At 69.8% G+C, this 26,484-nt stretch carries 15 protein-coding genes and 1 pseudogene; 11 read left to right on the forward strand and 5 right to left on the reverse strand.

All coding sequences use genetic code 11. The annotated features are described in order from the left end of the window. Positions 1–105: 105 nt before the first annotated feature. The 7 genes and pseudogenes from ACWV14_RS13495 to ACWV14_RS13525 form a co-directional block, all read left to right on the forward strand. Complete coding sequence (locus tag ACWV14_RS13495; RefSeq protein WP_454909076.1) at positions 106–705, forward strand: STN domain-containing protein; 600 nt, start codon at positions 106–108, stop codon at positions 703–705. A gap of 11 nt (positions 706–716) precedes the next feature. Continuing rightward, positions 717–1,277: an RNA polymerase sigma factor gene (locus tag ACWV14_RS13500; RefSeq protein WP_454909077.1), complete on the forward strand. Its 561-nt coding sequence runs from the start codon at positions 717–719 to the stop codon at positions 1,275–1,277. A gap of 5 nt (positions 1,278–1,282) precedes the next feature. Next, positions 1,283–2,272 carry a FecR family protein gene (locus ACWV14_RS13505; protein WP_454909078.1) on the forward strand — a complete coding sequence of 330 codons (990 nt, stop codon included), beginning with the start codon at positions 1,283–1,285 and terminating at the stop codon, positions 2,270–2,272. A 217-nt stretch (positions 2,273–2,489) separates the two neighbouring features. Continuing rightward, positions 2,490–14,963, forward strand: coding sequence for a filamentous haemagglutinin family protein (locus tag ACWV14_RS13510; protein WP_454909079.1), 12,474 nt, complete (start codon positions 2,490–2,492; stop codon positions 14,961–14,963). 122 nt (positions 14,964–15,085) lie between these two features. Then, positions 15,086–15,817 (forward strand): S1 family peptidase, encoded by a 732-nt coding sequence (locus ACWV14_RS13515; RefSeq protein ID WP_454909080.1) that lies wholly within the window; start codon positions 15,086–15,088, stop codon positions 15,815–15,817. A gap of 21 nt (positions 15,818–15,838) precedes the next feature. Then, positions 15,839–16,312 carry a YbaB/EbfC family DNA-binding protein gene (locus ACWV14_RS13520; protein ID WP_454909081.1) on the forward strand — a complete coding sequence of 158 codons (474 nt, stop codon included), beginning with the start codon at positions 15,839–15,841 and terminating at the stop codon, positions 16,310–16,312. Between the two features lie 61 nt (positions 16,313–16,373). Then, positions 16,374–16,538, forward strand: a pseudogene (locus ACWV14_RS13525) (trypsin-like peptidase domain-containing protein); the annotation flags it as partial. Positions 16,539–16,629: 91 nt separating this feature from the next. On the opposite strand, the gene metE reads toward ACWV14_RS13525, so the two are convergent. Beyond that, a complete protein-coding gene (gene metE, locus ACWV14_RS13530; RefSeq protein WP_454909082.1) occupies positions 16,630–18,921 on the reverse strand; it encodes a 5-methyltetrahydropteroyltriglutamate--homocysteine S-methyltransferase in 2,292 nt (763 codons plus the stop codon). A gap of 107 nt (positions 18,922–19,028) precedes the next feature. On the opposite strand from metE, the gene ACWV14_RS13535 reads away from it, so the two are divergent. The 4 genes from ACWV14_RS13535 (at position 19,029) to ACWV14_RS13550 (ending at position 23,978) form a co-directional block, all read left to right on the forward strand. Further along, the gene (locus ACWV14_RS13535) at positions 19,029–19,940 is read left to right on the forward strand and encodes a LysR family transcriptional regulator (RefSeq protein ID WP_454909083.1); all 912 of its coding nucleotides are present in this window, start codon (positions 19,029–19,031) and stop codon (positions 19,938–19,940) included. Positions 19,941–20,014: 74 nt separating this feature from the next. Next, positions 20,015–20,245 carry a hypothetical protein gene (locus ACWV14_RS13540; RefSeq protein WP_454909084.1) on the forward strand — a complete coding sequence of 77 codons (231 nt, stop codon included), beginning with the start codon at positions 20,015–20,017 and terminating at the stop codon, positions 20,243–20,245. A 78-nt stretch (positions 20,246–20,323) separates the two neighbouring features. Continuing rightward, complete coding sequence (locus tag ACWV14_RS13545; protein WP_454909085.1) at positions 20,324–21,952, forward strand: phospholipase D family protein; 1,629 nt, start codon at positions 20,324–20,326, stop codon at positions 21,950–21,952. A 118-nt stretch (positions 21,953–22,070) separates the two neighbouring features. Continuing rightward, a complete protein-coding gene (locus ACWV14_RS13550) occupies positions 22,071–23,978 on the forward strand; it encodes a hypothetical protein (RefSeq protein WP_454909086.1) in 1,908 nt (635 codons plus the stop codon). A gap of 19 nt (positions 23,979–23,997) precedes the next feature. Here ACWV14_RS13550 and ACWV14_RS13555 read toward each other — a convergent pair whose 3' ends face one another. From ACWV14_RS13555 to ACWV14_RS13570, 4 genes are all read right to left on the reverse strand, one after another. Continuing rightward, entirely contained in the window at positions 23,998–24,513 is a 516-nt protein-coding gene (locus ACWV14_RS13555) for a murein hydrolase activator EnvC family protein (RefSeq protein ID WP_454909087.1), read from the reverse strand. A 141-nt stretch (positions 24,514–24,654) separates the two neighbouring features. After that, positions 24,655–25,137: a CreA family protein gene (locus ACWV14_RS13560; protein WP_422086141.1), complete on the reverse strand. Its 483-nt coding sequence runs from the start codon at positions 25,135–25,137 to the stop codon at positions 24,655–24,657. Positions 25,138–25,151: 14 nt separating this feature from the next. Then, positions 25,152–25,703 carry an NUDIX hydrolase gene (locus ACWV14_RS13565; protein WP_454909088.1) on the reverse strand — a complete coding sequence of 184 codons (552 nt, stop codon included), beginning with the start codon at positions 25,701–25,703 and terminating at the stop codon, positions 25,152–25,154. A gap of 17 nt (positions 25,704–25,720) precedes the next feature. Continuing rightward, positions 25,721–26,422 (reverse strand): fumarylacetoacetate hydrolase family protein, encoded by a 702-nt coding sequence (locus tag ACWV14_RS13570; protein ID WP_454909089.1) that lies wholly within the window; start codon positions 26,420–26,422, stop codon positions 25,721–25,723. Positions 26,423–26,484 lie beyond the last annotated feature (62 nt).

The raw sequence follows: 26,484 nt of genomic DNA on the forward strand, positions 1-26,484 counted from the left end.
TCGCGGTGGGTTTGTGTCTTGACCTTGATCTTCGGAATCCTGTCCCTTGCTGCATCCCTTGCCACGGCTGATTCGTCCGTCCGGTCGCCGGACGCGGCAAGGCCGATGAAATTCGACATTCCCGCGCAGCCGCTGGCGGCCGCCTTGCAGGCGTTCGCGCAGGTGACGGGGCAGTCGGTGTTCTTCGACGGGCAATTGGCGGCGGGGCTCGAATCGGCGGCGGTGCACGGCGACCTGGCGCCGCGCGATGCGTTGCAGCGCCTGCTGGCGGGCACGCGGCTCGCGGCGCGCTATGCCGACGAAACCACCTTCACGCTGGTAGAGAACGAGGCGCCGCCGCAGCCCGCGCCCCCGCTTCCCGCCGCACCGGCCGACGCCGCGGAAGCGCCCGACGACCGCAATGCACGCATCGTGCAGCAGGCGGTGGAGCGCACGCTGTGCCGCTGGCCGCGCGCGCAGCCCGGCGGCTACCGCGCGCTGGTGCAGCTGTGGGTCGGCCCGGCCGGCCATGTGCGGCGCACGCGCATGCTGACCTCGACCGGTGTCGCCCAACGCGACGCGGCGCTCGAGGCCGCAATGAACTCGCTCGTGCTCACGCCCCCGGCGGACGGCGCCACCGACGAGCCGCTGACCATCCTGCTTCTGCCCAGCACCGGCATCAGCACCGACATCTGCGCGGGCGTCACGCCGCGCGCGGCTTCCTGAGCGAACAGGCCGTGGAATCGAAGGACACCCCCGGTTTCCTGCGCGGCCTGCTCACGAGCCGCTACATCGACTTCCGCAACCGGCTGCGCCGCCGCCTCGGTTCCGACGACGTGGCCGACGACGTGCTGCACGAGACCTGGCTGCGCGTGAACCGCATGAGCGACCCCGGCCCGGTGGCCAGCCCGATGGCGTACCTGCTGCGCATTGCGTCGAACGTGGCGGAAGACAGGCGCATCGCCAACGGCCGCCTGCTCGATTTCGTCGAGGTCGAGGAGCTGCTGCACTTTGCCGACGAGAGCCGCGACCCGGCGCGCGTGTCGGAGGCGCGCAGCGAGGTGCTGGCCCTGGAGCGCGCGCTCGAAGAGCTGCCGCGCCGCCGCCGCGAGATTTTCCTGGCCTCGCGCGTGGACGAGACGCCGCACAAGGACATCGCGCTGCGCTACGGCGTGTCGGTGCGCATCGTCGAGCGGGAAGTGAAGGCCGCCCTGGTGCATTGCGCGGGCCGTTTGGGGCGCGATGTGATCCAGAGGTTCGGTCCCGGGGCCGGAAAACAGTCATTGATAGAAGAATGACGACCATGACCACCCCGTCCGACGATCGCACCGACCTGGAAGCCCAGGCGCGGGACTGGCTCGTGCGCCTGACCTCGGGCCGCGCCACCACGGTCGATGCGCAGGATTTCAAGCGCTGGTGCGGCCGCAGCCCGCTGCATGCTCAGGTGATGGCCGAGGCCACCCGGCTGTGGGATGCGACCCGACCCGCCGCCGAAGCAGTCGCACAGCGCATGCGCGCGGCCGAAGCATCGCCGCGTTCTGCCGTGGCCGCCGTCGCGCACCCCGGGCGCCGCTACTTCCTGGGCGCCGCGCTGGCGGCCGGCGTGGCGGCCTTCGTCGTGGTGCGCCCGCCCGCCCGGCTGTGGCCCGCGCTGTCCGACATGACGGCCGACTACAGCACCGCCACCGGCGAGCAGCGCCAGGTGGTGCTGGCCGATTCCGTGGTGGTCGAGATGAACACCCAGACCAGCTTCAACCTCGCCCGCGGCGCCGAGGGCGAGCCCGCCGCGCTCGACCTGCTGGCGGGCGAGGCGCAGGTGCTTCTGAATGCCGCGCGCACCGCGCCGTTCACGCTGACGGTCGGCGGCGGCAAGCTGGTGGCCGCGGCGGGCAGCCGCTTCAACGTGCGCGCCACCGGCCCCGAGGTGTGCGTGACCTGCCTGGCCGGTTCGGTCGAGCTGGACTACGGCGGGCGCGTGCTGGTGGCCGGCGAGGCGCAGCAGATCAACTACGGCCAGCGCCGCGCCGAACTCGCGCGCACGCCCGACCTGTCGGCCGTGAACGCATGGCGCGACCGCGTGCTGGTGTTCAACGACACGCCGCTTTCGGCCGTGGTGGAGGAAATCAACCGCTACCGCCCCGGCCGGCTGATCGTCACCAACGCCGAGCTGGGCCGCCGCAAGGTGCAGGCGCGGCTGCGGCTGGAGCAGCTCGCGCGCATCGAGACGCTGATCGGCGCCAGCTATGGCGCCAAGGTCACGACGCTGCCGGCCGGCATCGTGCTGCTCGGCTGACGCTTCGGCGTTGAAAAAACGCGCGTGCCCGCCTGCATGCGCTTCATGACACGGCTGTGAAAAACATGCCGCGTCGCACCCCGCAGGAAATTTTTGCTGTCTTTTGCCGCGGCCGTGTCGGTCGTGCCGGGCGAGCCCGGTCTCTTAACCAGAGCACGGTGCCGCGAGGCCGCCGCGCCACGCAATCACGCGAACGGGTTTTCCTCTGGGGTATGAAATGAGCAAACAGACATTCCGCCGCGCACCGGTCGCGCATGCGGTCGCCATCGCACTGGCCATGGCGGGACTGGCCGGCAACGCACAGGCGCAGCGCGCGTTCAGCGCCGCATGGATGGCGCAGAAGAACGTGGCGCAGGGTACGGCCGCGGCCACGGGCTACCTGCCGAACGGCACGCCGGCCTCGATGCTGACGAATCCTCTCGCGCAGCAGCAGAAGGCCAACGAGCAGCTGCAGCGCTCCATCGGCAACCTGAATCTCGCGGCGCAGGCGATTGCCGCGCAACAGGCGGCGCAGAACGCGGCACGGCTGGCCGCGCAGAACGGCGGCACCGACGTGCCCGACGGACTGGTCGAAGGCGGCCTGAAGGTCGACACCAGCAGCCTCACGGCCGGCTGGCACAACGCGCTGGCGCCAAAGGCCGACAACGCCGGCGGCCGCAGCACGGTGACGGTGCAGCAGACCGGCGACAAGGCCATCCTGAACTGGGAGACCTTCAACGTCGGGCGCAACACCACGGTCGAATTCAAGCAGCAGGCCGACTGGGCCGTGCTCAACCGCGTCAACGACCCGGCCGCGCGGCCTTCGCAGATCCAAGGGCAGGTGAAGGGCGACGGCACGGTGCTCATCGCCAACCGCAACGGCATCGTGTTCAGCGGCAGCAGCCAGGTCGACACGCGCAACCTTGTGGCGGCGGCGGCGCATATCTCCGATGCGCAGTTCAACGCCAACGGCATCTACTCGAACGGCACCACGCCCAGCTTCACCAACGCGCAGAGCAAGGTGGAAGTGCAGGCGGGCGCCCGCATCGCCACGCGCGCGCCGACCGTCTCCACCGACGGCGGCGGCTACGTGCTGCTGGTCGGCCAGGAGGTGCACAACGCCGGCGACATCGCCACGCCACGGGGCCAGGCGGTGCTTGCCGCGGGCGACAGCTTCATCATCAAGAAGGGGGCGGGCACCGGTGGCAACCAGGCCTCCAGCACCCGCGGCAACGAGGTCACGCCGCAGTTCGACGCCGGCAGCCTCGCGGGCAAGGTCACCAACACCGGGCTGATCGTGGCGCGCGAAGGCGACGTGACGATGGCCGGGCGCGACGTGCAGCAGAGCGGCGTGGCCGTTGCCACCACCACGGTCAACGCGCGCGGCACGGTCCACCTCAATGCGCTGGGCGCGGACGGCAAGGTCACGCTCGGCCCGGGCGCCACCACCGTGGTGGCGATCGAGGACGACGGCAACACCACGGCGCTGAACAGCCAGCGCGACGGCCTGCGCGGCCCCGCGCTGCCCGATCCCAACCAGGACGTGGCGGCGGTGCGCGACCGGCGCGACCAGTCGCGCATCGAGATCGCCAGCAGCGGCACGGTCGACTTCCAGGCCGACTCGCTGACGCTGGCCACCGGCGGCCAGATCGCGGTCACGGCAGCCAGGCGCAGCCTGGTGCGCGACCGCGCGCAGATCGACGTCTCGGGCGCGGTGGGCGTGAACCTGGCGATGGAGAGCAACAACGTCAAGGTCAACATCCAGGGCAACGAGCAGCGCGACGCGCCGCTCAACCGCGACGGCAAGAGCCTGAACAACCTCGATGTGTGGATCGACCGGCGCACCCTGGTCCTGGTGCCCAAGGGCACCAACGGCTACGCCAGCGACCGCTGGTACACGGCGGGCGGCCTGCTGGAAGTGGGCGGCTATCTCGGTACCGAGGGCCACACCGCCAGCGAATGGATGGCGCAGGGCGGCACCGTCAGCTTCGGCGGCGCGGAGGTCGTCACCCAGGCGGGCTCCAACATCAATCTCTCCGGCGGCACGCTCAACGTGCAGACGGGCTTCATCCACCAGACCTGGCTCAAGGGCGCGGACGGGCGCCTCTACGAGGTGTCGAAGGCGCCGGGCGACCAGCGCTACGAAGGGCTCTACCGCGGCTTCGAGGACGAGCACAAGCGCTGGGGCGACAAGACGACGGGCTACTTCTACAACCCGCTGATCGGCCCGCAGAGGCGGCTGGAGAACGGCTACACCGTGGGGCGCGACGCGGGCAAGCTGGTCATTGCCACCGGCGCGGCGGTGCTCGAGGGAGACATCACCAGCGAAGCCTTCCAGGGCGCGCGGCAGACCCAGGCACCGCAGGCGGACGTGGACGGCTACAACCAGTCGCACGACGCGGCCTCGCAGCGGGGCCAGCTCGTCATCGGCGACTACGTTCCGATGTTCGACCGGCGCAACGGCGGGCTGAGCCACGTGCTGGCCGCCGCGCTGGACCGGGTGGAACTCAAGGAGACCGGCGAGCGCATCGCCGCCGCGCTGGACCTCGACACTGCCCTGCCCGCCGAGCGCAAGGACAAGCTGGTGCTCGATACCGCGCAACTCAACGGCATGGCGCTGGGCGCCGTGCGCATCGCAGCGCGGGAAAAGATCGAGGTCAACGCCGACCTGCGGGTGGCCTCGGGCGGCAACATCACGCTGTACGGCAACGACGTCGCGGTGCAGGCGAACCTGACGGCCCACGGCGGCAGCATGGCGCTTGGCAACGTGCTCTCCCAGGTGGGCGTCGGCGGCCGGGTCGACATGCTCGTCAACGCGGCAAAACCCGTGGGCAACGTCACGCTGGCAGACGGCGTGACGCTGGACGCGAGCGGCCTGTGGAGCAACCTGGAGCTCGACCCGTTCGCGGAAAACATCGCCTATGCGAACGGCGGCAGTGTCGCGATTCGCGCCAGCGGCGACGTGGCGCTGCAACGCGGCAGCACGATCGACGTGACCTCGGGCGCGGTCATGCGCATGGGCGGCAAGACGCAGGGCGGCAAGGGCGGCAGCGTGAAACTGGCGACCACCACGCGCACGGGCAGCCTTCGACTCGACCCCGAAGCGCACTTGCGCGGCTACGGCGTCGCGGGCGGCGGTACGCTGTCGCTGGAGGCGGCCAAGGTGCTGATCTCCGAGCAGCCAGGTGCCACCGAGTCCGGCACGCTGGTGCTGGGCGGCAACTTCTTCGACAAGGGCTTCTCCGCCTACGAGGTCATCGGCGGCGACGGCCTGGGCGTGGCCGAGGGTACGCAGGTGGACGTGACGATGCCGGTGTATCGCTTCCGGGACGACGCACGCAGCGTGCCGACCGCCGGCGGTTCCGCGCAAGCGCTGGAGCTGTGGGCGCAGCCGCTCTACCAGGAAGACGCCGCCAAGGGCGTGCTGCTGCAGCGCAAGGGCGCGAGCCTGACCCTGCAGGCCGGCCGCAGCCTGCTCGGCGAGATCGATCCCCTGACCGGCTCGCTGCTCATCGGGCGCGGTGCGCGCATCGAGGTCGATCCCGGGCAGACCATTGCGCTGCGAGGCGCGGGCCAGATCACCGTCGACGCGACGCTCGTCGCGCACGGCGGCAGCATCGACGTGCGCCAGCAGCAGTACGGCCTGGTCGATCCGGCCCAGGAAACACCGCAGGCCGACGGCAAGGTGCACACGCGCTCGATATGGATCGGCGACAACGCCGTGCTCGACGTGTCGGGCCGCGCGCGCACGGCCGTGGATGTACACGGCCGTACCTACGGCGATGTGGATGCCGGCGGCAGCATCGTGATCGGTGGCGTGATCGACCACGACCGCGCCGTCGCCAGCTCGGCCGACGCCTACGTGATCGTGCGGCCGGGCGCCAGGCTCGACGCCTCCGGCGCGCAGGCGGCGCTCGACGTCCCGGGCCAGGGGCGCACCAACATCGCCACCGACGGCGGGCGCATCTCGCTGAGTTCGTACCTCGGCCTGCACATCGACGGCTCGCTGCGCGCGGCGGCCGGCGGCGCGGGCGCCGCGGGTGGTTCACTGGACATCGCGCTCGAATCGCCGCTGTACGGCAGCACCGGCCTGAACCGCGCGCAGCAGGACGCCATCGTCCCGCGCGAGCTGACGCTGGTGCAATCGCAGGCGCCGCTGCTGGCGGAGGGCCTGGCGCCCGGCCAGGCGGACGCGGCGCTGCGCTATGGCAAGACCCGGCTCTCGGCCGACCGGCTGAGCGCCGGGGGTTTCGACAATCTCGCGCTGCTGGCCAACGGCCAGTTGTCTTTCGACGGCGACGTGAGCCTGCGCATGGGCCAGGGGCTGTCGCTGTTCTCGAGTTCGCTGTCGCTGGCCGAGTCGTCCAGCGCCAATGCGCACGTGCAGCTGGCGGCGCCCTACGTCAAGCTGTCGGGCACCGGCCTGTACTACGCCGCGGGCAGCGGCTCGGTGCGTCCCGGCATCCAGCACGGCATGACGCCGCTGGACTCCGAAGCGGCGTTCTCAGTGCAGGCGGGCCGGATGCTCGACCTGGGCAACGGCATTTCCTTCGGCACCTCCGGCAGCTATGCCGAACACACCGAGTTCACGCCGGTGCGCGTCGAGCGGCGCGGCTTCGAGAACGTCGAGCTGGCGAGCGACGGCGACATCCGCTTCCTCGCGCCCAACAACGCCGATGCGCGCTCGCGCCTGTGGACCCGCGGCAGCCTCACGCTCGCCGCGGCGCAGCTCTATCCGGAGACCGGGGCCACCGCGCAGGTGAATGCGGGCTACCGCATGGACCCGGTGCTGCTCAGGCCCGTCTACGACCCCGGCAGCGTGCTGCGCATCGAGCGCCGCGGCGAGGCGCCGGCCGGCGTTCCGTATTCGGCCTTCGGCGCGCTCGAATTCGCCGCCGCGGTGATCGAGCAGGGCGGCGTGATCCGCGCGCCGCTCGGCAACATCACCTTGGGCACCGATAGCTCGCAGGGCGCGAAGCGCGTGGCGCTGCTGCCGGGCAGCATCACGTCGGTCAGCGGCGCGGGGCTGGTCATGCCTTATGGCGGCACCACCGACGGCATTGCCTACCAATACGACGGCCGCCCGGCGGCGCTCAAGGGCGCCGGCGGCGGCGCGGGCATACGCCTGGGCGCCGAACTCGTGGACGTGCAGGCGGGCGCGCTGCTCGATCTTTCGGGCGGCGGCGAACTCACCGGCGCGGGGTTCGTCTCGGGCCGCGGCGGCTCGACCGACGCGCGCTTCCATCCGCTCATGCAGATCGGCGCCGACGGCCGTTTCTCGCTGCCCTCGCTGTCCACCAATGCGGTGTATGCGATCGTTCCCGGCGCGCAGCCGCTGGCCGCGCCGGCCGGCGGCCCGGCGGGCGCGTCGAAGTCGGACATCGGCCGGCAGATCACCATCGGCGCCGGCGTGCCGGGCCTGCCCGCGGGCACCTACACGCTGATGCCGTCGACCTATGCGCTGCTGCCGGGCGCCTTCCGCGTGGAGCTCAACGGCGCTCCCGGGAGCAAGGGCGCCGGCGCGCAGCCGCTGGCGATGCGCAACGGTTCCTGGTCGAGCAGCGGCCAGCTGTCGGTGGCCGGCACGGGCCTGCGCGACAGCCTGTCCAGCCAGGTGATCCTGACGCCGGCCGCCGTGCTGCGCACCTATGCGCAGTACAACGAAACAAGCTATGCCGATTTCGTGCGCACCGACGCCGCGCGCCTGGGCGTGCCGCGCGCGGTGCTGCCGGCCGATGCCGGATCGCTGGCCTTCGTGCTGAGCAGAGGCAACGACGACGTGTCCCTGAACTTCGAGGGCCTGGCCCGCTTCCAGGCGGCGCAGGGCGGCCGCGGCGGCACGGCCATGGTGCTCGGCGAGAGCATCGAGGTGCTGGGCGCGGGCCAGCGCCACACCCCGGGCTTCGACGGCGCCTCGGTCCGTTCGGACACACTCAACGCGCTCGGCGCCGGCCGGCTGGTGGTCGGCGCGACGCCGCAGGTGATCTACGGCCAGCAGGGGCGCTATGTCAACTTCTCCTCGCCGGCCCGTGACGTGGTGCTGCGCGCGGGTGCTTCGCTGCAGGCGCCGGAGGTTTTCCTGGCAGGCAGCGACCTGGTCGTCGAGGCCGGCGCCGGCATCTCCACGCTGGGCCGGGGCGACGCGATCTACGACGCGTCTTCGGGCTTCGTCTACCAGCCCGGCACCACGAGCCTGCTGGCCGTGTCGAACGGGCGGCTCGACGTGCTGGCGCCGCAGGCGCCAAGCATCGGCAGCCCGGGCTCGATACGCCTGGGCGTGTGCGCGCTGCCGTCGTGCGACAGGAACAGCACTTTCTATTCGGAGGGCACGATCACGGCGGCCACCAACGGCGACTTCGAGCTCGACGAAGCCGCGCGCTACGGCACGCGCCACCTTGCGCTGGCGGTGAGCGGCGTGAATGCGGGCACCACGCAGTCGCTGGCCGACGCGCAGGCGCACGGCGTGCTCGCCGGCGGCCTCACGCTCACGCAGGACCTGCTGCAGCGCCTGCTGAACGGCGACACCAGCACAGGCGCGCCTGCGCTCGAATCGCTCACGCTCACCGTGCGCGACGCCATCAATTTCTACGGCAACGTCACGCTCGACACCATCGACCCGGCCACCGGCAAGTCGCGCGTCGACTCGCTGGTGCTCAGCACCCCCGCGATCTATGGCGCGGGCGGCGCGGGCGACGTGGCGACCATCCGCACGCAGAACCTGATCTGGAGCGGCGCGACACAGCTTCCCGGCACGGTGATCGACGGCGGCGCGGGCACCGGCAGCGGAACGCTCGACATCCAGGCGGCGCGCATCGAACTCGGCGGCGCGCCGCACACCGTGAGCAACGGGCAGGACGACGATGCGCGCCTCGCGCTCGGCTTCGCCACCGTGAAGCTGGGCGCCAGCGAGCGCCTGAGCACCAACCGCAAGGGCAGCCTCTCGGTCTACCAGAGCCAGGGCGCCTATGAAGAAGGCAAGGGCTACGCCTGGAGCGGCGGCAACCTGGAGATCACGACGCCGCTCGTCACGGGCGACGCGGGCTCGGTCGGCCGCATCACCGCCGGCGGCACCTTGCGCATCGGCGCGCCCGAAGGCGGCCGGCTCGACGCCGATGCGGCCAGGCGCATCCAGGCAATGGGCGCGGACCTGGCGTTCAACGCGCGCAGCATCGTGCTGGACTCGGCCATCGTGCTGCCCAGCGGCAAGCTCGCGATGACGGCGCAGGACGACCTGACGCTGGCCGACGGCGCGCTCATCGATGTCTCGGGCCGCAAGCTGGGCTTCAACGACGTCGACAAGTTCAGCTGGGGCGGCGACGTCGGTCTCGAGAGCCAGGCCGGCAACATCCGCCAGGCGGCGGGCGCCGTCATCGACCTGTCGGCGCAGGGCAACCGCGCCGGCACGCTCAAGGCCGTGGCGCTCGGCGCGTCGGCCGGCGTGGTGGACCTGCAGGGCCGCATCCTCGGCGCGAGCAGCGGCCACTACGACGCCGGCGGCACGATGGTGCCCTTCAAGGCGGGCGGCGTGGACATCCGCGCCCAGCGCCTGGGCGACAGCGGCACGCCGAGCGACCAGTTCGCGGCGCTCAACCAGCGCCTGAACGACGGCGCGGTGTTCGGCAGCCGCAGCTTCCAGCTGAAGCAGGGCGATCTCGTCATCGGCAATGAGCTGAAGGCCGGCGAAGTGAATGTGTCCGTCGACAACGGCAGCCTCGCGGTGCTGGGCACCATCGACGCCAGCGGCGAGCGCGTGGGCAGCATTCGCCTGGCGGGCAGGAACGGCCTGACGATCGGCGGCGGTGCCTTGCTCGACGCGCACGGCACGGTGCTGCGCGTGGACAGCCGCGGCAAGATCATCGACGCGCCCAACCGCGCCATGGTCGAGCTCGACGGCGGCGACGGCGTGCTCACGCTGGCCGGCGGCGCGCGCATCGACCTGCGCCACGGCACCGGCGCCGCCGTCGGCAGCCAGCCGGGCCAGCACGACGGCCAGAAGCGCGGCACGCTGGACCTGTACGCGGCGCGCACCGGCGAGACCAGCGGCGACATCCGCATCGACGCCAGCGGGAGCCTGGCCATCGACGGCGCGCGCTCCATCGCGGTCAACGCCGTCTGGCGCTACGACGACAACGATCCCCTGGCGGTCATCAAGGACGGGCTGGATTCCGTGAGCGGCCGTCCGTACCGCGAGATCACGCAGGCCTACCTGGACCACAAGCACGAACAGAGCACGTTGTTCATGGACGCCGCACTCGCCAACGGCGCGCTGCTGCACGGCAAGCTCGCCGGCCTGAACAACGCCACGTATGCCGATGCGCTGCACCTGCGCCCCGGCGTGCAGATCGTCACCGACAAAGACCTGGTGGTGCAGGGCGACCTCGACCTCTCGGGCTACCGCTACGCCAGCCTCAACCCGCGCACGCAGAAGACCGGCGTGTACGGCTCCGGCGAGGCGGGCAGCCTGGTGCTGCGCGCCGCGGGCAACATGGACATCTACGGCAGCATCAACGACGGCTTCGCGCCGCCGCCGCTGACGCCCGAGGAGAACGGCTGGGCGCTGATACCGGGCGTGCAGCCCTACAACGGCGACCTGGTGCTGCCGATCGGCGGCGTGCGCCTGGCCGAGGGCACGGCGTTTCCGTCGGGTGCCACGCTGAACTACGACCTGCCGATGCAGGCGCTCACGCTGGGCGAGGCCGTGCGCCTTCCCGCCGCCGCGGCACTGGCACAACCGTACACGGTGCCCGCGGGCACCGTGCTGTCCGGCGACGTGCGCGACGCCTCGGGCAATCTGCTGCAGGCGCGCGGTACCTTGCTGAAGGAAGCCATGGTGCTGCCCGCGGGCACGCAGCTGGGCGCCGGCATGGCGCTGCCCAAGGGCACCGCGCTGGCCGCCATGCGCTGGCCCAAGGGCGTGCCGCTGCCGGTCGCGTTCGAGAACGACGTCGCACGCCGCAACGTGCTGCTCGGCGGCACGCTCGAGCTGCAGCGCGGCGCGCTCATTCCGTCGACCACCCGGGTCGTGCTCGAGAGCGGCGTGGGCTACATCGAACTGCGCCCCGACAGCGACGGCACGCGCGGGCGCAACTGGGCGCTGGCACCGATGCTCGCGGCCGGCAGCGAGTCGTGGTCGGTGCGGCTGGTGGCCGGCGCCGACCTGGGCGCCGCCGACACGCGCATCGCGCTGGCCGGCGCGGGCAGCCTGCGCCTGGCCGACACGCACTACCGCGCCACCGTCACCCAGGGCGGCGGCACGCTGGTCTGGGCGGAATTCAACAACTGGGGCATGCCCTCGGGGCAGCCGGTGACGCCGGACGAAGAGTGGCTGTGCGCGCTCATCGACCCGAACGACTGCGTCAGCAAGAGCGGCATCGCATGGTCGCCCGACAATGGCTTCGGCTTCCCGGGCGGCACACCGATTCCCGAGGAGTACCTGCCGATCTGCGTGTCCACGCCCGAGAACTGCATCGACTACGGCAGCGCGATGAAAGCCCTCGCCGCGCACGGGCAGGGCATCAGCGTGGTGCGCACCGGCACCGGCGACCTCGACCTGGTCGCCTCGGGTGACGTGGACGTGCGCTCGCTCTACGGCATCTACACCGCGGGCACGCAGTCCGCGGGTGTCGCGCCCCGCTACAACCAGGCGCGCGGCACCGCGCCGGGCGCCACCAGCGTGCTGGGCACCGGCGGCGCCGACTACGAATCGCTGGTGGCGGGCGACGCCCGCGCCTACCAGGCCTGGTTCCCCGAGGCCGGCGGCAACCTGCTGGTGCGCGCGGGTGGCGACATCACGAGCGACATGCTCACCCCGCTCAACAACGACGTGGTGCAGAAGTCGAGCGTAGCGGTGGGCAACTGGCTCTGGCGCCAGGGCGACGGCAGCGCGCAGCTGCCGACCGCGTGGTGGATCAACTTCGGCAGCTACGCCGTCGACCCGAGCGGCACCCCGGGCGCTGACGTGAAGCCTTCGCTGGTTGGCTTCACCGGCTTCGGCACGCTCGGCGGCGGCAACGTGCAGGTTCAGGCCGGCGGCGACGCCGGCATGCTCGAGCGCAAGGGCACGGCCCGCAGCCAGGGACTGGTGGTGGCGGTCGGCAGCACCGGCCGCGTGGCCGACGACGGCAGCATCGTGCTCACCGGCGGCGGCGACATCGACGTGCGCATCGGCGGCGGCGTCAACAGCTCGCAGCTGGCGCGCGGCCGCGCCAACAGCTCGGAACACCCGAACCACGACCTGCAGGGCGCGCTGGTCAACCTGCGCGGCGCCACGCAGCTGAGCGCGGCCTCGGTCGGCGGCATGATTCTGGGCGGGCGCGACATGAAGGACCCGCGAGCCTTCGACCCCTTCACCTCGAACCGCGCCGAATCGACCGGCGGCCTCGTGCTGATGCCCGGCGACTCGGCCATGCGCATCGACACCCTGGGCGACCTGGTGGTGGGCGGCGCCGGCGATCCCGGCCGGGTGCGCCTGATGAACAGCTCGCCCTTCGCGTCCTACGGCGGCGGCGGCCTGAGCTGGTTCTCGCTGTGGACCGAGCGCACCGCCATCGACCTGTTCTCGGCCGGCGGCAGCCTCACGCCCAGCACGCAGATGAGCGAGGGCACGGCCACCTCCATCGTCACCGGCACCAACGTCGAGCCCACCGACTTCCGCTTCGTCTACCCGGCGATCCTGCGCGCGGTGGCCGCGGGCGGCAGCATCTACAGCGGCGCCTCGGCCAATAACGGGGACGTGGGCACCAACGATTCCACCTCGCGGTTCTCGCTGCTGCTCGCGCCGTCGCGCAGCGGCCAGCTCGAGCTGCTGGCCGGCGACTCGATGTACATGGGCAACTACGCCATCAACCAGTCGGGCGCCGACCCGGCTCAGATGCCCGGTCCGCTGAAGCCCGCGTTCGCCGGCTTCAACGGCAACCAGCGCGTGGCCGACAACCTGGGCGCCGGCGGCCTGGAGATGAACGCGCGCACCGACCCGTTCCGCCTGTTCGCCTTCGTCCCCGAGACCTACGCGCCCGGGGTGGCCGATGCGCCGCGCACGCCGGCGCGCTTCTATGCGCTGAGCGGCGACATCGTCGGCCTGCGAAGCGGCGAGATCCTGCAGCGCGGGGACGGCGCGACCTGGTACGAGGCCGCCGCGCCGGCCTGGGTGATCGCGGGGCGCGACATCGTGAGCGCGGGCACCGGGCTCGGACAGCCCACTTCCCTGAGCCTGGGCACCGGCACGAAGAACGACGCGAACTCCAGCGGCAACCTGTCCATCCACAGCCATGCGCAGGATGTCTCGCGCATGGTCGCGGGCCGCGACATCCTCTACAGCAGCTTCAACGTGGCGGGCCCCGGCACATTGGAGATCACGGCGGGGCGCAACATCGTCATGGAAGACCGCGCATCCGTTGCCAGCCTGGGCCCGGCGACGCCGGGCGACAAGCGCCCCGGCGCGAGCATCGCGATGACGGCCGGCACCGGCGCGCAGGGCGCCGACTACGCCGGCTTCCTCGCGCGCTACCTCGATGCGGACCGCCGCGCCGAAAGCGGCACGCCGCTGGCCAGCCAGCCCGGCAAGGTCGTGAAGACCTACGAGGCCGAACTGTTTGCATGGCTGCGCGACGCGGACAACGGCCTGGGCTTCACCGGCACGGCGAGCGAGGCGCGGGCTTTCTTCGACGCATTGCCGCCGGCGCAGCAACGCGCGTTCGCGCGGCAGGTGTACTTCGCCGAGCTGAAGGCCGGCGGGCGTGAGTACAACGACGCCGACGGCGCGCGCTACGGCAGCTACCTGCGCGGGCGCAACGCCATCTCGGCGCTGTTCCCCGAGGCCGATGCCGAAGGCAAGGCGATCAGCTACCGCGGCGACATCACGATGTACGGCTCGGCCGGCGTCAACACCCTGTTCGGCGGCGGCATCCAGATGCTGACGCCGGGCGGCGCGCAGCTGTTCGGCGTCGAGGGCAATGCGCCGGTGGCCAAGGCCGGCATCACGCCCGGGGTCATTACGCAGGGCAAGGGCGACATCTCGCTGTACTCGCTGGGCAGCATCCTGCTGGGCCAGAGCCGCATCATGACCACGTTCGGCGGCCACATCCTCGGATGGTCTGCCGAAGGCGACATCAACGCCGGCCGGGGCTCCAAGACCACGGTGGTCTACACGCCGCCCAAGCGCGAGTACGACCAGTGGGGCAACGTGACGCTGTCGTCGAACGTGCCGAGCACCGGCGCGGGCATCGCGACGCTGGCGCCGATTCCGGAAGTGCCGGCCGGCGACATCGACCTGATCGCGCCGCTGGGCACCATCGACGCGGGCGAAGCCGGCATCCGCGTGTCGGGCAACGTGAACCTTGCGGCCCTGCAGGTGGTCAATGCGGCCAACATCGCGGTCAAGGGCGAGTCGGTCGGCATCCCGACGATCGCGGCGGTGAACGTGGGCGCGCTCACCAACGCCAGCGCTGCCGCATCGCAGGCCGCGGTGGCCGCACAGGACGTGCTGCAGCGCGAACGCGCGGTGGCGCGGCAGAGCCTGCCGTCGGTGTTCACCGTGCGGGTGCTGGGCTTCGGCAACGAAGAGGGCGCCGCCGCACCGGCCGAGCCGCGCGCGACGGCTGCCAAGGTTGGCTACGACGTGAACAGCCCGGTGCAGGTTCTGGGGCGCGGTGCGCTGCCGGAAGCGCAGAAGGCCAAGCTCACGGCGCGGGAGCGGCAACTGCTGGGGCAGTGAACGCGACGGCCGGGAGCGCCTTTCCAGGCTCCCGGCCGCGTGCTTGACATGAAGTTTTTGTGACAAACGGCAGTCTTGCGTGCCGGATTCCGTCTTGGTTTGCAGAGCCCGCAACTGCCTTCATGCCGTCCGTTCACCATTTCATCCGCGCCTGTCTGTGCCTGTGGCTGTTCGCAGCATCGACCGCGGCGCTTGCGGACGGCGGCATCCTTCCGCCCGAGGCCAGCGCCAGCGGCGTCTTCCTGAACGAAGCCGGCGACGTGCTGACCGCGCGGCACGCGGTGGCCGACTGCCGTTTGCTGTACGCGCTCAAGGGCGGCCACGTGTCGCAGGCCGGCGTGATCGCAGAGAGCGCGGAACTCGATCTCGCGGTGCTGCGCACCACGCTCAAGCCGTATCTGAGCGCCACGCTGGCGCTGGGCGACGTGCTGCCCACGCAAAGCGTCGGCGTGTTCACCGAGGCCTATGCGGTGCTGAAGAACCTGCCCGACCGCGCCGCCTTGCTCAGCAATGCCATGACCGTGCCCGGCGCGGAGGGCCTGCAGCTGCTCTCGGGCGTGAAGCCCGGTGCCAGCGGCAGCGCGGTGCTCGGCGCCGACGGCCTGTTGCTGGGCGTGGTGGTGGAGCGCGTGGCGGCCGCGCCGCATGCGGGCGGCATGGTGCTGAGCCGCGCGGCCACGGCCAGCGGCGTGACCGGCGCCACGCAGGTGCGGGCGGTGCCGGCATCGCGGGTGCGGCAGTTCCTGCAGCGTCACGGCATCGCCTTCGCGGCCAGCGACAGTCCGCAACTGAGCCCGATGCAATCGCCCGCCGCACGGGCGTCGACCCTGTCGGCCGGCGTGCTGTGCGGCTGAGCTTCCCTTACAGAGAAATCAATGAACGCTCCTGCTTCTTCTCCTAAAACAACGCCACGCTGGGGCCGCCTGCGCCTTGCGCTCGGCTGGCTCGGCCTGGGCCTTGCCAGCGCCACCGTGCCGGTCGCCGCCACCGCGCAGACACAGCAGCAGGTGCCGCAGCACTGGATCAGCTATGCCAACCTGGCCGGCAACCAGCTGCAGGCGTCGCTGAGCGACCCCGCCAGCGACACCGTGGTGCGCCTGCACGCCTGGATGCAGGAACGCATGCTGAAAGAAGGCCAGGCCGCACCGCCCGCGCCGGTGGTGGTGCGCGTGTGGGTCGCGCCCAGCGGCAAGGTCGACCGCGTGGCTTTCGATTCGCTGGGCAACGCGCAGGCCGACACCGACCTGCGCACGCTGCTCACCGCGCAGCCGCTGGCCGAGCCGCCGCCGCGCGACATGCGCCAGCCGATGGTGCTGCAACTCACGCTGAGCTTCGTCACCAACACCTGACATGCGCGGCAGCGTGCCCAACCCGCTGGCCGCCGTGATGACGGCCTTAGCCTGCCTTGCGCCGGGGCTGCCGCTGCAGCAGGCGGAGGCCGACGAGAGCAGCCTGGGCACCGGCTTCATCGTCAGCGACGACGGGCTCATCCTCACCAACGCGCATGTGGTTGTGCGCGGCACGCAGATCAACGTGAAGCTGCCCGACCGCCGCGAGTTCAAGGCATTGCTGGTGCAGCGCGGCGGCACGCGCATCTTCGTGCCGATCTGCGCGAGGGCGGGGCAGTCGCGCTGCTGAGGCGGAAAGCGCAGCCCCGCCGAAAGACTCAGGCCGAGGCGCGCAGCGTCTTGGCGGCCGCCACCATGTTGGCCAGCGCGGGCAGCACCTCCGCCCACTGGCGCGTCTTCAGGCCGCAGTCCGGGTTGACCCACAGGCGCTCGGCGGGCACGCGCTCGGCGGCCTTCTTCATCAGTTGCACGATGTGCTCCTGGCTCGGAATGTTCGGCGAGTGGATGTCGTACACGCCGGGGCCGATCTCGTTGGGGTACTTGAAGTTGTCGAAGGCGTCGAGCAACTCCATGTCCGAGCGCGAGGTCTCGATGGTGATCACGTCGGCGTCCATGTCCGCGATCGACGCGATGATGTCGTTGAACTCCGAATAGCACATGTGCGTGTGGATCTGGGTCTCGTCGCGCACGCCGTTGGCCGTGATGCGGAACGACTCCACCGCCCAGTCCAGGTACTCCTGCCATTGCGACTTGCGAAGCGGCAGGCCTTCGCGCAGCGCGGCTTCGTCGATCTGGATCACGCGCACGCCACCCTTTTCCAGGTCGAGCACTTCCTGGCGGATGGCCAGCGCCAGCTGCCTGCACGAGGCCGAGCGCGGCTGGTCGTCGCGCACGAAAGACCAGTTCAGGATGGTGACGGGGCCGGTCAGCATGCCCTTCATGGGACGTTGCGTGAGCGACTGCGCGTACTGGGTCCACTCGAGCGTCATCGCCTTCGGGCGGCTGATGTCGCCGAACAGGATCGGCGGCTTCACACAGCGCGAACCGTACGACTGCACCCAGCCGAACTGGCTGAAGGCATAGCCCTCGAGCTGCTCGCCGAAGTATTCGACCATGTCGTTGCGCTCGGCTTCGCCGTGCACCAGCACGTCCAGGTCGAGCGCCTCTTGCTCGCGCACGCTGCGGGCGATCTCGGCCTGCATCGCGGCCTTGTAGCCGGCGTCGTCCAGGCGGCCTGCCTTGTACTCGCTGCGCGCATGGCGGATTTCCGCGGTCTGCGGGAACGAGCCGATGGTGGTGGTGGGGAACTTGGGGAGCTTCAGGAATGCAGCCTGCTTGGCGGCGCGATGGGCGTAGGCACCTTCACGCTGGCCCAGTTGGCTGGTGAGCCTGGCAACCGAAGCCTGCACGGCTGGGTTGTTGACGCGGGGCGATGCACGGCGCGCGGCGAGGGCGGCGCTGTTGGCGGCCAGGGCGTCCTTCACGGCGCCGCGGCCGTCGCGCAGGGCGGTGGCCAGCACGCGCAGCTCCTCGAGCTTCTGCAGGGCGAAGGCGAGCCACGACTTGACCTCGGCGTCGAGCTTCTGCTCGCTGGCCAGGTCCACCGGCACGTGCAACAGCGAGCACGACGGCGCGATCCACAGGCGGTCGCCCAGGCGCGCGGCCAGCGGCTCGAGCCAGTCGAGGATCGCGGCAAGGTCGCTCTTCCAGATGTTGCGGCCGTTGATGACGCCCAGCGACAGCACCTTGTGCGCGGGCAGCATGGTCAGCAGCGGAACGATGTCGTCGCGGCCGTTGATGGCGTCGACGTGCAGGCCCGCCACCGGCAGGTTGGCGGCAAGGTACTTGTTTTCCAGCAACTGGCCGAAGTACGTTGCGATGAGGATCTTGATGCGCGCGGCCTTGAGCTGGTGGTAGGCCGTATTGAAGGCGTGCTGCCAGTCGGCGTCGAGTTCGGTAACCAGCAGTGGCTCGTCGATCTGCACCCATTCCACGCCCTGGGCGGCCAGCGTTTCCAGCAGCTCGGCGTACACCTGCAGCAGGCGCGGCAGCAGCGCCAGCTTGTCGGAGTCGTCCTTGGCCTTGCCGATGGCCAGGTAGGTGACGGGGCCCACCAGCACCGGCTTGGCCTTCACGCCCTGGGCCCTGGCTTCGGCGAGCTGTTCCAGCAGGCGGGAGGCGTCGAGCTTGAATTCGGTCTGCGCGGTGAACTCGGGGACGATGTAGTGGTAGTTGGTGTCGAACCACTTGGTCATTTCACCGGCGGCCACGCCGCCGCAGCAGCCGGCGTGGTCTTCCGCGCCCTGGGCCGAGCGGCCGCGCGCCACGCGGAAATAGTTGTCCAGCGCATCGCCGTGGAAGCCGCGCACGCGCTCGGGCAGGTTGCCGAGCGTGAAGCTCATGTCCAGCACCTGGTCGTAGAAGGCGAAGTCGCCAACGGGCACGAGGTCGATCCCGGCCTGGTCGTTCCAGTGGCGTTGGCGAAGCTGGGCACCGAGGGCCTTGAGCGCGTCGCGCGAAGACTCGCCCTTCCAGTACGACTCCAGCGCGAACTTCAGTTCGCGCCTGGCGCCAATGCGGGGAAAGCCAAGGTTGTGGGTAGTGGTCATGGGTATCGGAAACGTCCGGCAGTCAGGAAAGGGCTGGATCGTAGGTTTGTCGACCCGTGAAGTAAAATGGTCTTATTTCACGTATCGATGAATTTCACTCATTAGCCATGCTGGAGCGCACCCATCTGTCGATCGTCCAGGAAGTGGACAAGCAAGGCTCGCTCACGGCCGCCGCCGAGGTGCTGCACCTCACCCAATCGGCCCTGAGCCATTCGATCCGCAAGCTCGAAGCCCAGCTCGGAACCGAGATCTGGCAGCGCGAAGGGCGAAGCCTGCGGCTGACCCAGGCGGGCCAGTACCTGCTGGCGGTCGCCAACCGGGTGCTGCCGCAGCTGGACCTTGCCGAGGAGCGCCTGCGCCAGTTCGCCCAGGGCGAGCGCGGCTCGCTGCGCATCGGCATGGAGTGCCATCCGTGCTACCAGTGGCTGCTGAAGGTGGCGTCGCCCTATCTGGCCAACTGGCCCGACGTGGACGTCGACGTGAAGCAGAAATTCCAGTTCGGCGGCATCGGCGCGCTCTTCGGTTACGAGATCGACCTGCTGGTGACGCCCGACCCGCTCTACAAGCCGGGCCTGCACTACGAGCCGGTGTTCGACTACGAGCAGGTGCTGGTGGTCCCGCGCGGCCACGCCCTGGCAAGCGTGCCCTACGTGAAACCCGCGCACCTGACGCAGGAAGTGCTGGTGACCTACCCGGTCGCGACCGACCGGCTGGACATCTACAACATGTTCCTGATGCCCGCCGGCGTGACGCCCAGGCGCCACAAGGCCATAGAGACCACCGACATCATGTTGCAGATGGTCGCCAGCGGCCGGGGCGTGGCGGCCCTGCCGCGCTGGCTGGTGGAGGAATATGCGGAAAAGATGGACATCGTGCCGGTGCGGCTGGGCCCGCGCGGCATCGCCAAGCAGATCTTCCTTGGCGCGCGCGAGGCGGACATCGAGGTGGACTACCTGAAGGCCTTCGTCGAGCTGGCCCGGCAATCGCGCGACCTCCTCGAAAAGGAGAAAACCCGCTGAATTGAGCCTGAAAAGTAGTTCTTAGGGTTTCAATTCTTTGAACTGCGGAACAAAAGGGTTATGGTGGTTCGATCATGGACACCCCCCGGCTCGACCTCCGTGTGCCAGCAGGCTGGAGTTGCTGGGTCGAGCTCATGCGCACGCCGCGCGGCACCTACGTCGGCTTCGCCGAGCTGAGCCAGAGCGGCATTCCGCGCTGCGCACTGGTGATTACGCAGCAACTCTCGTGGGACGCGGCCGTGGAACGCGCCACGCTGCGGGCCGACCATTTTGTTCGGCAATGGGGCGCGCCACGGGGGCACTGAGCAGGCTCCAGTGACAGCGCCGCTGGGCGCGGGCGTGGTAGAAACCGCGAGCGTTTTCAACCCCACGTTCCGCTTCCGATGCCGCAATCTTTCCGCCGGGCTACCCACATACCGCGCGCAAGGTGGCTGGCTTGGCTGCTGGCCGGCGTCGCCGTGCTGCTGCTGGCTGGCTGCGCCGGCCTGCCGGCCGACGTGCAGCGCAAGCCCTCGACGGCGATCACGAACGGCGCGGACACCACGCTCGGGCGCCTCGTGCAGGCGGCCGCACCGCCCGGCGAGCCGTTGAGCGGCTTCCGCCTGCTGCCGATGCCGCAGTTCTCGCTGCATGCGCGCATCGAACTCGCGCGCCGCGCGCAGCGCTCCATCGACGTGCAGTACTACCTGGTGCAGAACGACGAAACCGGGCGCTACCTGCTGCGCGCGCTGCGCGAGGCGGCCGACCGGGGCGTGCGCGTGCGGCTGCTGGTGGACGACCTCTATACGGCCGGCGCCGACCCGCTGTTCACCAGCTTTGCCGCGCACCCGAACGTGGAGGTGCGGCTGTTCAATCCGTTCCCGGCGGGGCGGGATCGTCTCGGCACGCGCTGGGCCTGGTCGATCCTCGACTTTGACCGCGTGCACCGGCGCATGCACAACAAGCTCTACGTGGTGGACAACGTGATCGGCGTCATGGGCGGGCGCAACATCGCCAACGAGTATTTCCTGCGCGACGGCGGCTCGAACTTCATCGACATCGACACGCTGGTGGCGGGCGCGGTGGTGCCCAGGCTGTCGTCGCTGTTCGACATGTACTGGAACAGCCCGTACGTGTACCCCGTCGAATCGCTGGTGCCCGCCACCGGCGAGACGCCCGCGCAACTGCGCGAGCGCTTCGACAGGCTCACCACCGGCCCCGCCCAGCTGCACCCCGAGGAACCCGGTTCCACCGACCTGCTCGGCAACAACCCGCTGGCCAAGGACCTCGACGCGGGCGCGCTGAAGCTGGTGTGGGCGCGCGCCGAGGCCTATGCAGACGCGCCGGCCAAGGCGCTCGCACCGACCGAGGAGGCGCGCGGCCTGCCGGCCGACGAGTCGAAGGACAGCGTGCTCTACAACGTGCGCCGCTACATTCGCGCCGCCGAGAACGAGGTCCTGCAGACCACGCCCTACCTGATCCCCGGGCGTGGCGGCATGGAGAGCATCCGCATCGTGCGGGGCAACGGCGTGAACTACAGCATCGTCACCAATTCGCTGGCGGCCACCGACGAGTCGCTGGTGCACATCGGCTACCGCCGCTACCGGCCCGAGATGCTGCGCCTGGGCGTGGAGCTGTACGAGCTGAGCCCCAAGCGGGTGGAGCAGACGAAACGCTTCGGCATGTACGGCTCGGCCAGCGGTCGGCTGCACGGCAAGTCGGCGGTGATCGACCGCAGGATCGTGTTCATAGGCTCGATGAACTTCGATCCGCGCTCGATGCTGCACAACACCGAAGTCGGCATCTTCATCTTCAGCCCGCAGATCGCGCAGCAACTCACCAGCCTGATCGGCTTCATGCGGCTGGACGGCGCCTACCAGCTCCAACTGGGACCGACGGGGGCCATCGAGTGGGTGAGCCCGGCCTCGGGCGACGCGGCCGACACCATCCTGCACCAGGAGCCGGAGACGGACTTCTGGTCGCGCTGGAAGCTGGACCTGCTGGCCCCGCTGGTGCCGGAGAGCCTGCTCTAGCTGCCGCCACGTCGCATCCTCAAAACAGAGGATGGTGGGCAGAGGGGGTGAACAGAAGAATCACATCGCTCGTAACGAGTTGATTCTTTTGTTTACTCCCTTTCACCTAGAACCATCCATGAAAACACTCTCCGTGGCTCCGGCCGCCTCCATCTCGTTCTTCAAGACGACGCGCTCCGCTTGCGCAGTGGCGCTCCTGATCTCGCTCGGTGCCTGCGGCGGGGGCGGTGGTGGCGGCGGCGGTGGTTTTGTCGGCTTGCCTGTGGCCGGGGGGGCGAATCCCCCCGCCAGCAATCCGCCGGCGGCGTCCATGGCTTTCTCGGGCACGGCCGCGTCGGGCCTGCCGTTGTCGGGCACCGTTACCGTGAAGGACGCCAAGGGCGCCACCAAGACCGTGCAGCTGTCTTCCAGCGGCGGCTACACGGTGGACGTGACCGACATGACCGGCCCCTTCGTGTTCCGCGCAGAGGGCACGGTGGGCGGCCAGCGCGTGGTGATCCATTCGGCCGCGACCGCCGCGGATGCCAACGGCACCATCAACATCACGCCGCTGACCGACCTGGTGGTAGCCAACATCGCCGGCAAGGTGGCCGACAAGTACTTCGACAGCGGCGATTTCGGCGCGCTGTCGGCCGACCAACTCAAGGCCGAATCCGACGCGCTGAAAGCGAAGCTGCTGCCGGTGTTGCTGGCAATGGGCGTGGACTCGAGCATCGACCTGCTGCGCACCGCGTTCTCGCCGCTGTCGAGCGCGCTGGACAAGGCGCTGGACGTGCTGCGCGTGAGCGTCGACCCGGCCACCAACGTCGCGACCATCACCAACATCGTCACGCAGCAGCAGATCGTGGACGACCTCGCGGTGAAGGCCGCGCAGGATGCCGGCACCACGCCCATGAGCGGCACCGGCATGGAGACGGCAGGCGACGACGTGGTGCTGATCCGCAAGGCGCTGTCCGACATCACGGCCAAGTTCGCGAACGGGCTGCCCGCGCCGGCCGATCTGCTGCCGCTGCTGACCAACACCAGCAACAGCGCCTACAACTTCCGCCTGGCCGATGCGAGCGCCAGCGACTTCGTGAGCGACCTGGCGGGCGACACCAACATGGTGGGCGCGAGCTTTGCCGACGTGGTCATCAACCGCATCAACTACACCGTAGACGAGACCAACAACCTGGCACCGCGCGCCTTTGTCGAGTTCACGCACAAGGACAAGAACGGCGTTGCCTTCAGCAACAACAAGAGCATGCAGGTCGTGAAGGGCAACGACGGCGTGTGGCGCTTCCGGGGCGACGGCCGCGTGCTGGACATCAACCCGCACATGCAGGCCTTCAAGGACCCGGTGTCGGGCTGCGTGACCACGGGGCTGGAATTCCTGATCAGGGACCCGAACCCGAACAACAGCAACGCGGCGGTCGCAGTGGTGGTGACCGGCCCGGGCCTGCCCCCGAACGGGCTGCGCCATGTGCGCGCGCCGCTGGCGGGCGACTACTGGCCGATCCAGGGCAATAACGGCAGCACCCAGTACCTGCTGGCATCGAACTGCGCCGGCGCATCGACGGCGGGGCTGAGCGACAGTGCCATCGCGGCAATACCGGCGGCGCCCGAGTACACCTTCACGGCCTACACCAGCAACGACACGGTCGCGCAGATCACGAGCAGCACGTTCGACATCGTCTACAAGCAGAGCTTCAATGCGCGGCCGTTCACGCTGGCCGAGGCGGCGGCGTTGGCCTATCCGAGCTTCACGACCACGCCGGCGCTGGCTTCGTACAGCGGCGGCAGCGACTTCGCGGTCAGCGCGACCGGCCTGAACCCGGCTTTTTCGTCGGAGTTCTTCCTGGCCCTGACCAGCGCCACCTCGACGCCCAGTACATGGTCGGACCAGGCCGACGTGGCGCCGTCGGCCGCGGGTGCGGCGTCGCACACCTTCAATGCGCCGGCCCTGTCGGGCTTCGTGCTGCGCAGCATGTTCGTGAGCACGCGCGACGCCAACTGGCGCGAAGTGGTGCTGCGCCAGGCGAACTGAGGGAACTGCCGGCTGGCGGTTATTGCGGCGGCTGCCGGCCGTTGAGATAGGGCTCGGGGTCCACGGGGTTGCCGTTCCTGCGGATCTCGAAGCGCAGCTTCACGCGGTCGGCATTGCTGCGGCCCATCTCTGCGATCTTGTCGCCCTGGCGCACCACGGTGCCTTCCTTGACGAAGATGGTCTGCAGGTGCGCGTAGGCGGTGAGGAAGGTCTCGTTGTGCTTGATGATGACCATGTTGCCGTAGGCCGGCAGTTCGCCACCCACGTACACCACGCGGCCGTCGGCCGAGGCCAGGACCGGGTCGCCGAGCGTGCCGGCGAGGTCGATGCCCTTGGTGCGGTCGCCGTCGAAGCGCGCAATGATCGGGCCGTTGACGGGCCGGATGAACTGCGCTGCGGGGCGCTGCGCCACCGGTGGCTTGGCCGCCGGGGCCGTCGGCCAGGGTGTGTTGAGGTCGACGGTGGTGCACGCCGCGAGGCTCGCGGCAAGCAGCGCTGCAGCGCCGGTACGGAAAGCAAGAGTCTGGAGTTGCATGGCGCCTTGTTGGAACGGATTCGTTGCGGAGGGTTCCTTCGGTGCGGCTCCACCGGGCGGGGCCGCGCGAGCGATGCTAGCAAACTCGCGTGCCGGCTCCCCGGGAGGTGCAGGGCAGCAAAGGGGCGGTGGGTGCCAGCGCTACTTGAGCGGGATCGGCGTTCCGCGGTCGATGGGCACGGCGGTCACGCTGTTCTTCGGCGAGCCGTCGACCAGCAGGTCGGAGTAGGTCAGGTAGACCAGCGTGTTGCGCTTGGGGTCGACCATGCGCACCACGCGCAGCCGCTTGAAGAGCACCGAAAGCCGCTCGCTGTAGACCTCTTCGCGCTTGGGCAGCGGCTGCGTGATGCTCACGGGGCCGACCTGGCGGCAGGCGATGGAGGCTTCGGACTTGTCCTCCGCCACACCGAATGCACCGGCCAGCCCGCCGGTCTTGGCGCGCGACACATAGCAGGTGACGCCGTTGACCTTGGGGTCGTCGTAGGCCTCGATCACGATCTTGTGGTCAGGGCCGATGAGCTTGAAGGCGGTGTCGACGTCGCCCACCGTTTCCGCGTGCGCCGTCGTGGCCAGGATGAACCCGAGGCCGAGCGCGGTGCGCAGCAGGGTGGAGCTAAGTGTCATGGTGTCGAGTGGTTTCAGATGAGGTCGATGGTGTGGACGCGGTCGAAGCTGCCGCGCCGGCGGTCTTCGAAGAAGTGCTCGAGCGTTTCGCGCACGGTGCGAAAGGCGATCTCTTCCCATGGAATCTCTGCCTCGGTGAAGAGCTTCGCCTCGATGGTCTCGTGGCCGGGGTCGAACTTGTCGTCGAGCAGGCGGGCACGGTAGAACAGGTGAACCTGGCCCACGCGCACGACGCTGATCACCGAGAACAGGCCTTCCATCTCGAAGTTCGCGCCGGCCTCTTCGTCGGTCTCGCGGGCCGCGCCCTGGGCGGTGGTTTCCTCGAGTTCCATGAAGCCGGCGGGCAGCGTCCACTTGCCCCAGCGCGGCTCGATGTTGCGCTTGCACAGCAACACCTTGTCGCCCAGGACCGGAATGGTGCCGACCACGTTGAGCGGGTTCTCGTAGTGGACGGTGTGGCAGGCCGGGCAGATGGCGCGCTGCTTGGTGTCGCCGTCGTCCGGAATGCGGTAGACCACGGCGGTGCCGCAGTTCTTGCAGTGCTTGATGGGAACGCGCAGGAGCATGAAGCCGTCCGCTGCCTTCAGGCGATCCTGACGGTCAGCGCCGGCAGGCCCGCGACTTCGCCCACCAGCGTGTCGCCGGCTACCACGGCAGCCACGCCTTCGGGCGTGCCCGTGAAGATCAGGTCGCCGGGCTGCAGCTCCCACGCGGCCGACAGGTGCTCGATGGTCTCGGCCACGTTCCAGATCAGCTTGCTCACGTTGCTGCGCTGGCGGTCGGCGCCGTTCACCTGCAGGGAGATCTCGGCCTTTTCCGCGTCGCCGGCTTGTGCCACCGGCACGATCGGGCCGATGGGCGCGCTCTGCTCGAAGCTCTTGCCGATGTCCCAGGGGCGGCCCTGTTTCTTCATGTCGTTCTGCAGGTCGCGGCGCGTCATGTCGAGGCCGACCGCGTAGCCGTAGATGTGCTTGTGGGCATCGGCGGCCAGGATGTTCTTGCCGCCGGTGCCGATGGCCACCACCAGCTCGATCTCGTGGTGCAGGTTCTTGGTGAGCGTGGGGTAGGCCATGGTGCCGGTCTGGCCGGCATCGACCGTTACCAGCGCGTCGGCCGGCTTCATGAAGAAGAAGGGCGGCTCGCGGCCGGTGAAGCCCATTTCCTTGGCGTGATCTTCGTAGTTGCGGCCCACGCAGTAGATGCGGTGCACCGGAAAGCGGCTGGACTGGCCGGCCACCGGAACCGAAACGGTGGCGGGCGGTGCGAAGACAAACTCGGAAGCCATTGCGACGTGTCCTTTTTCAGCGAAACCTGGCGGGGAAACCGGCAGTGTGCCAGAGGCGGGAG

The sequence above is a fragment of the Variovorax durovernensis genome, assembly GCF_977011995.1.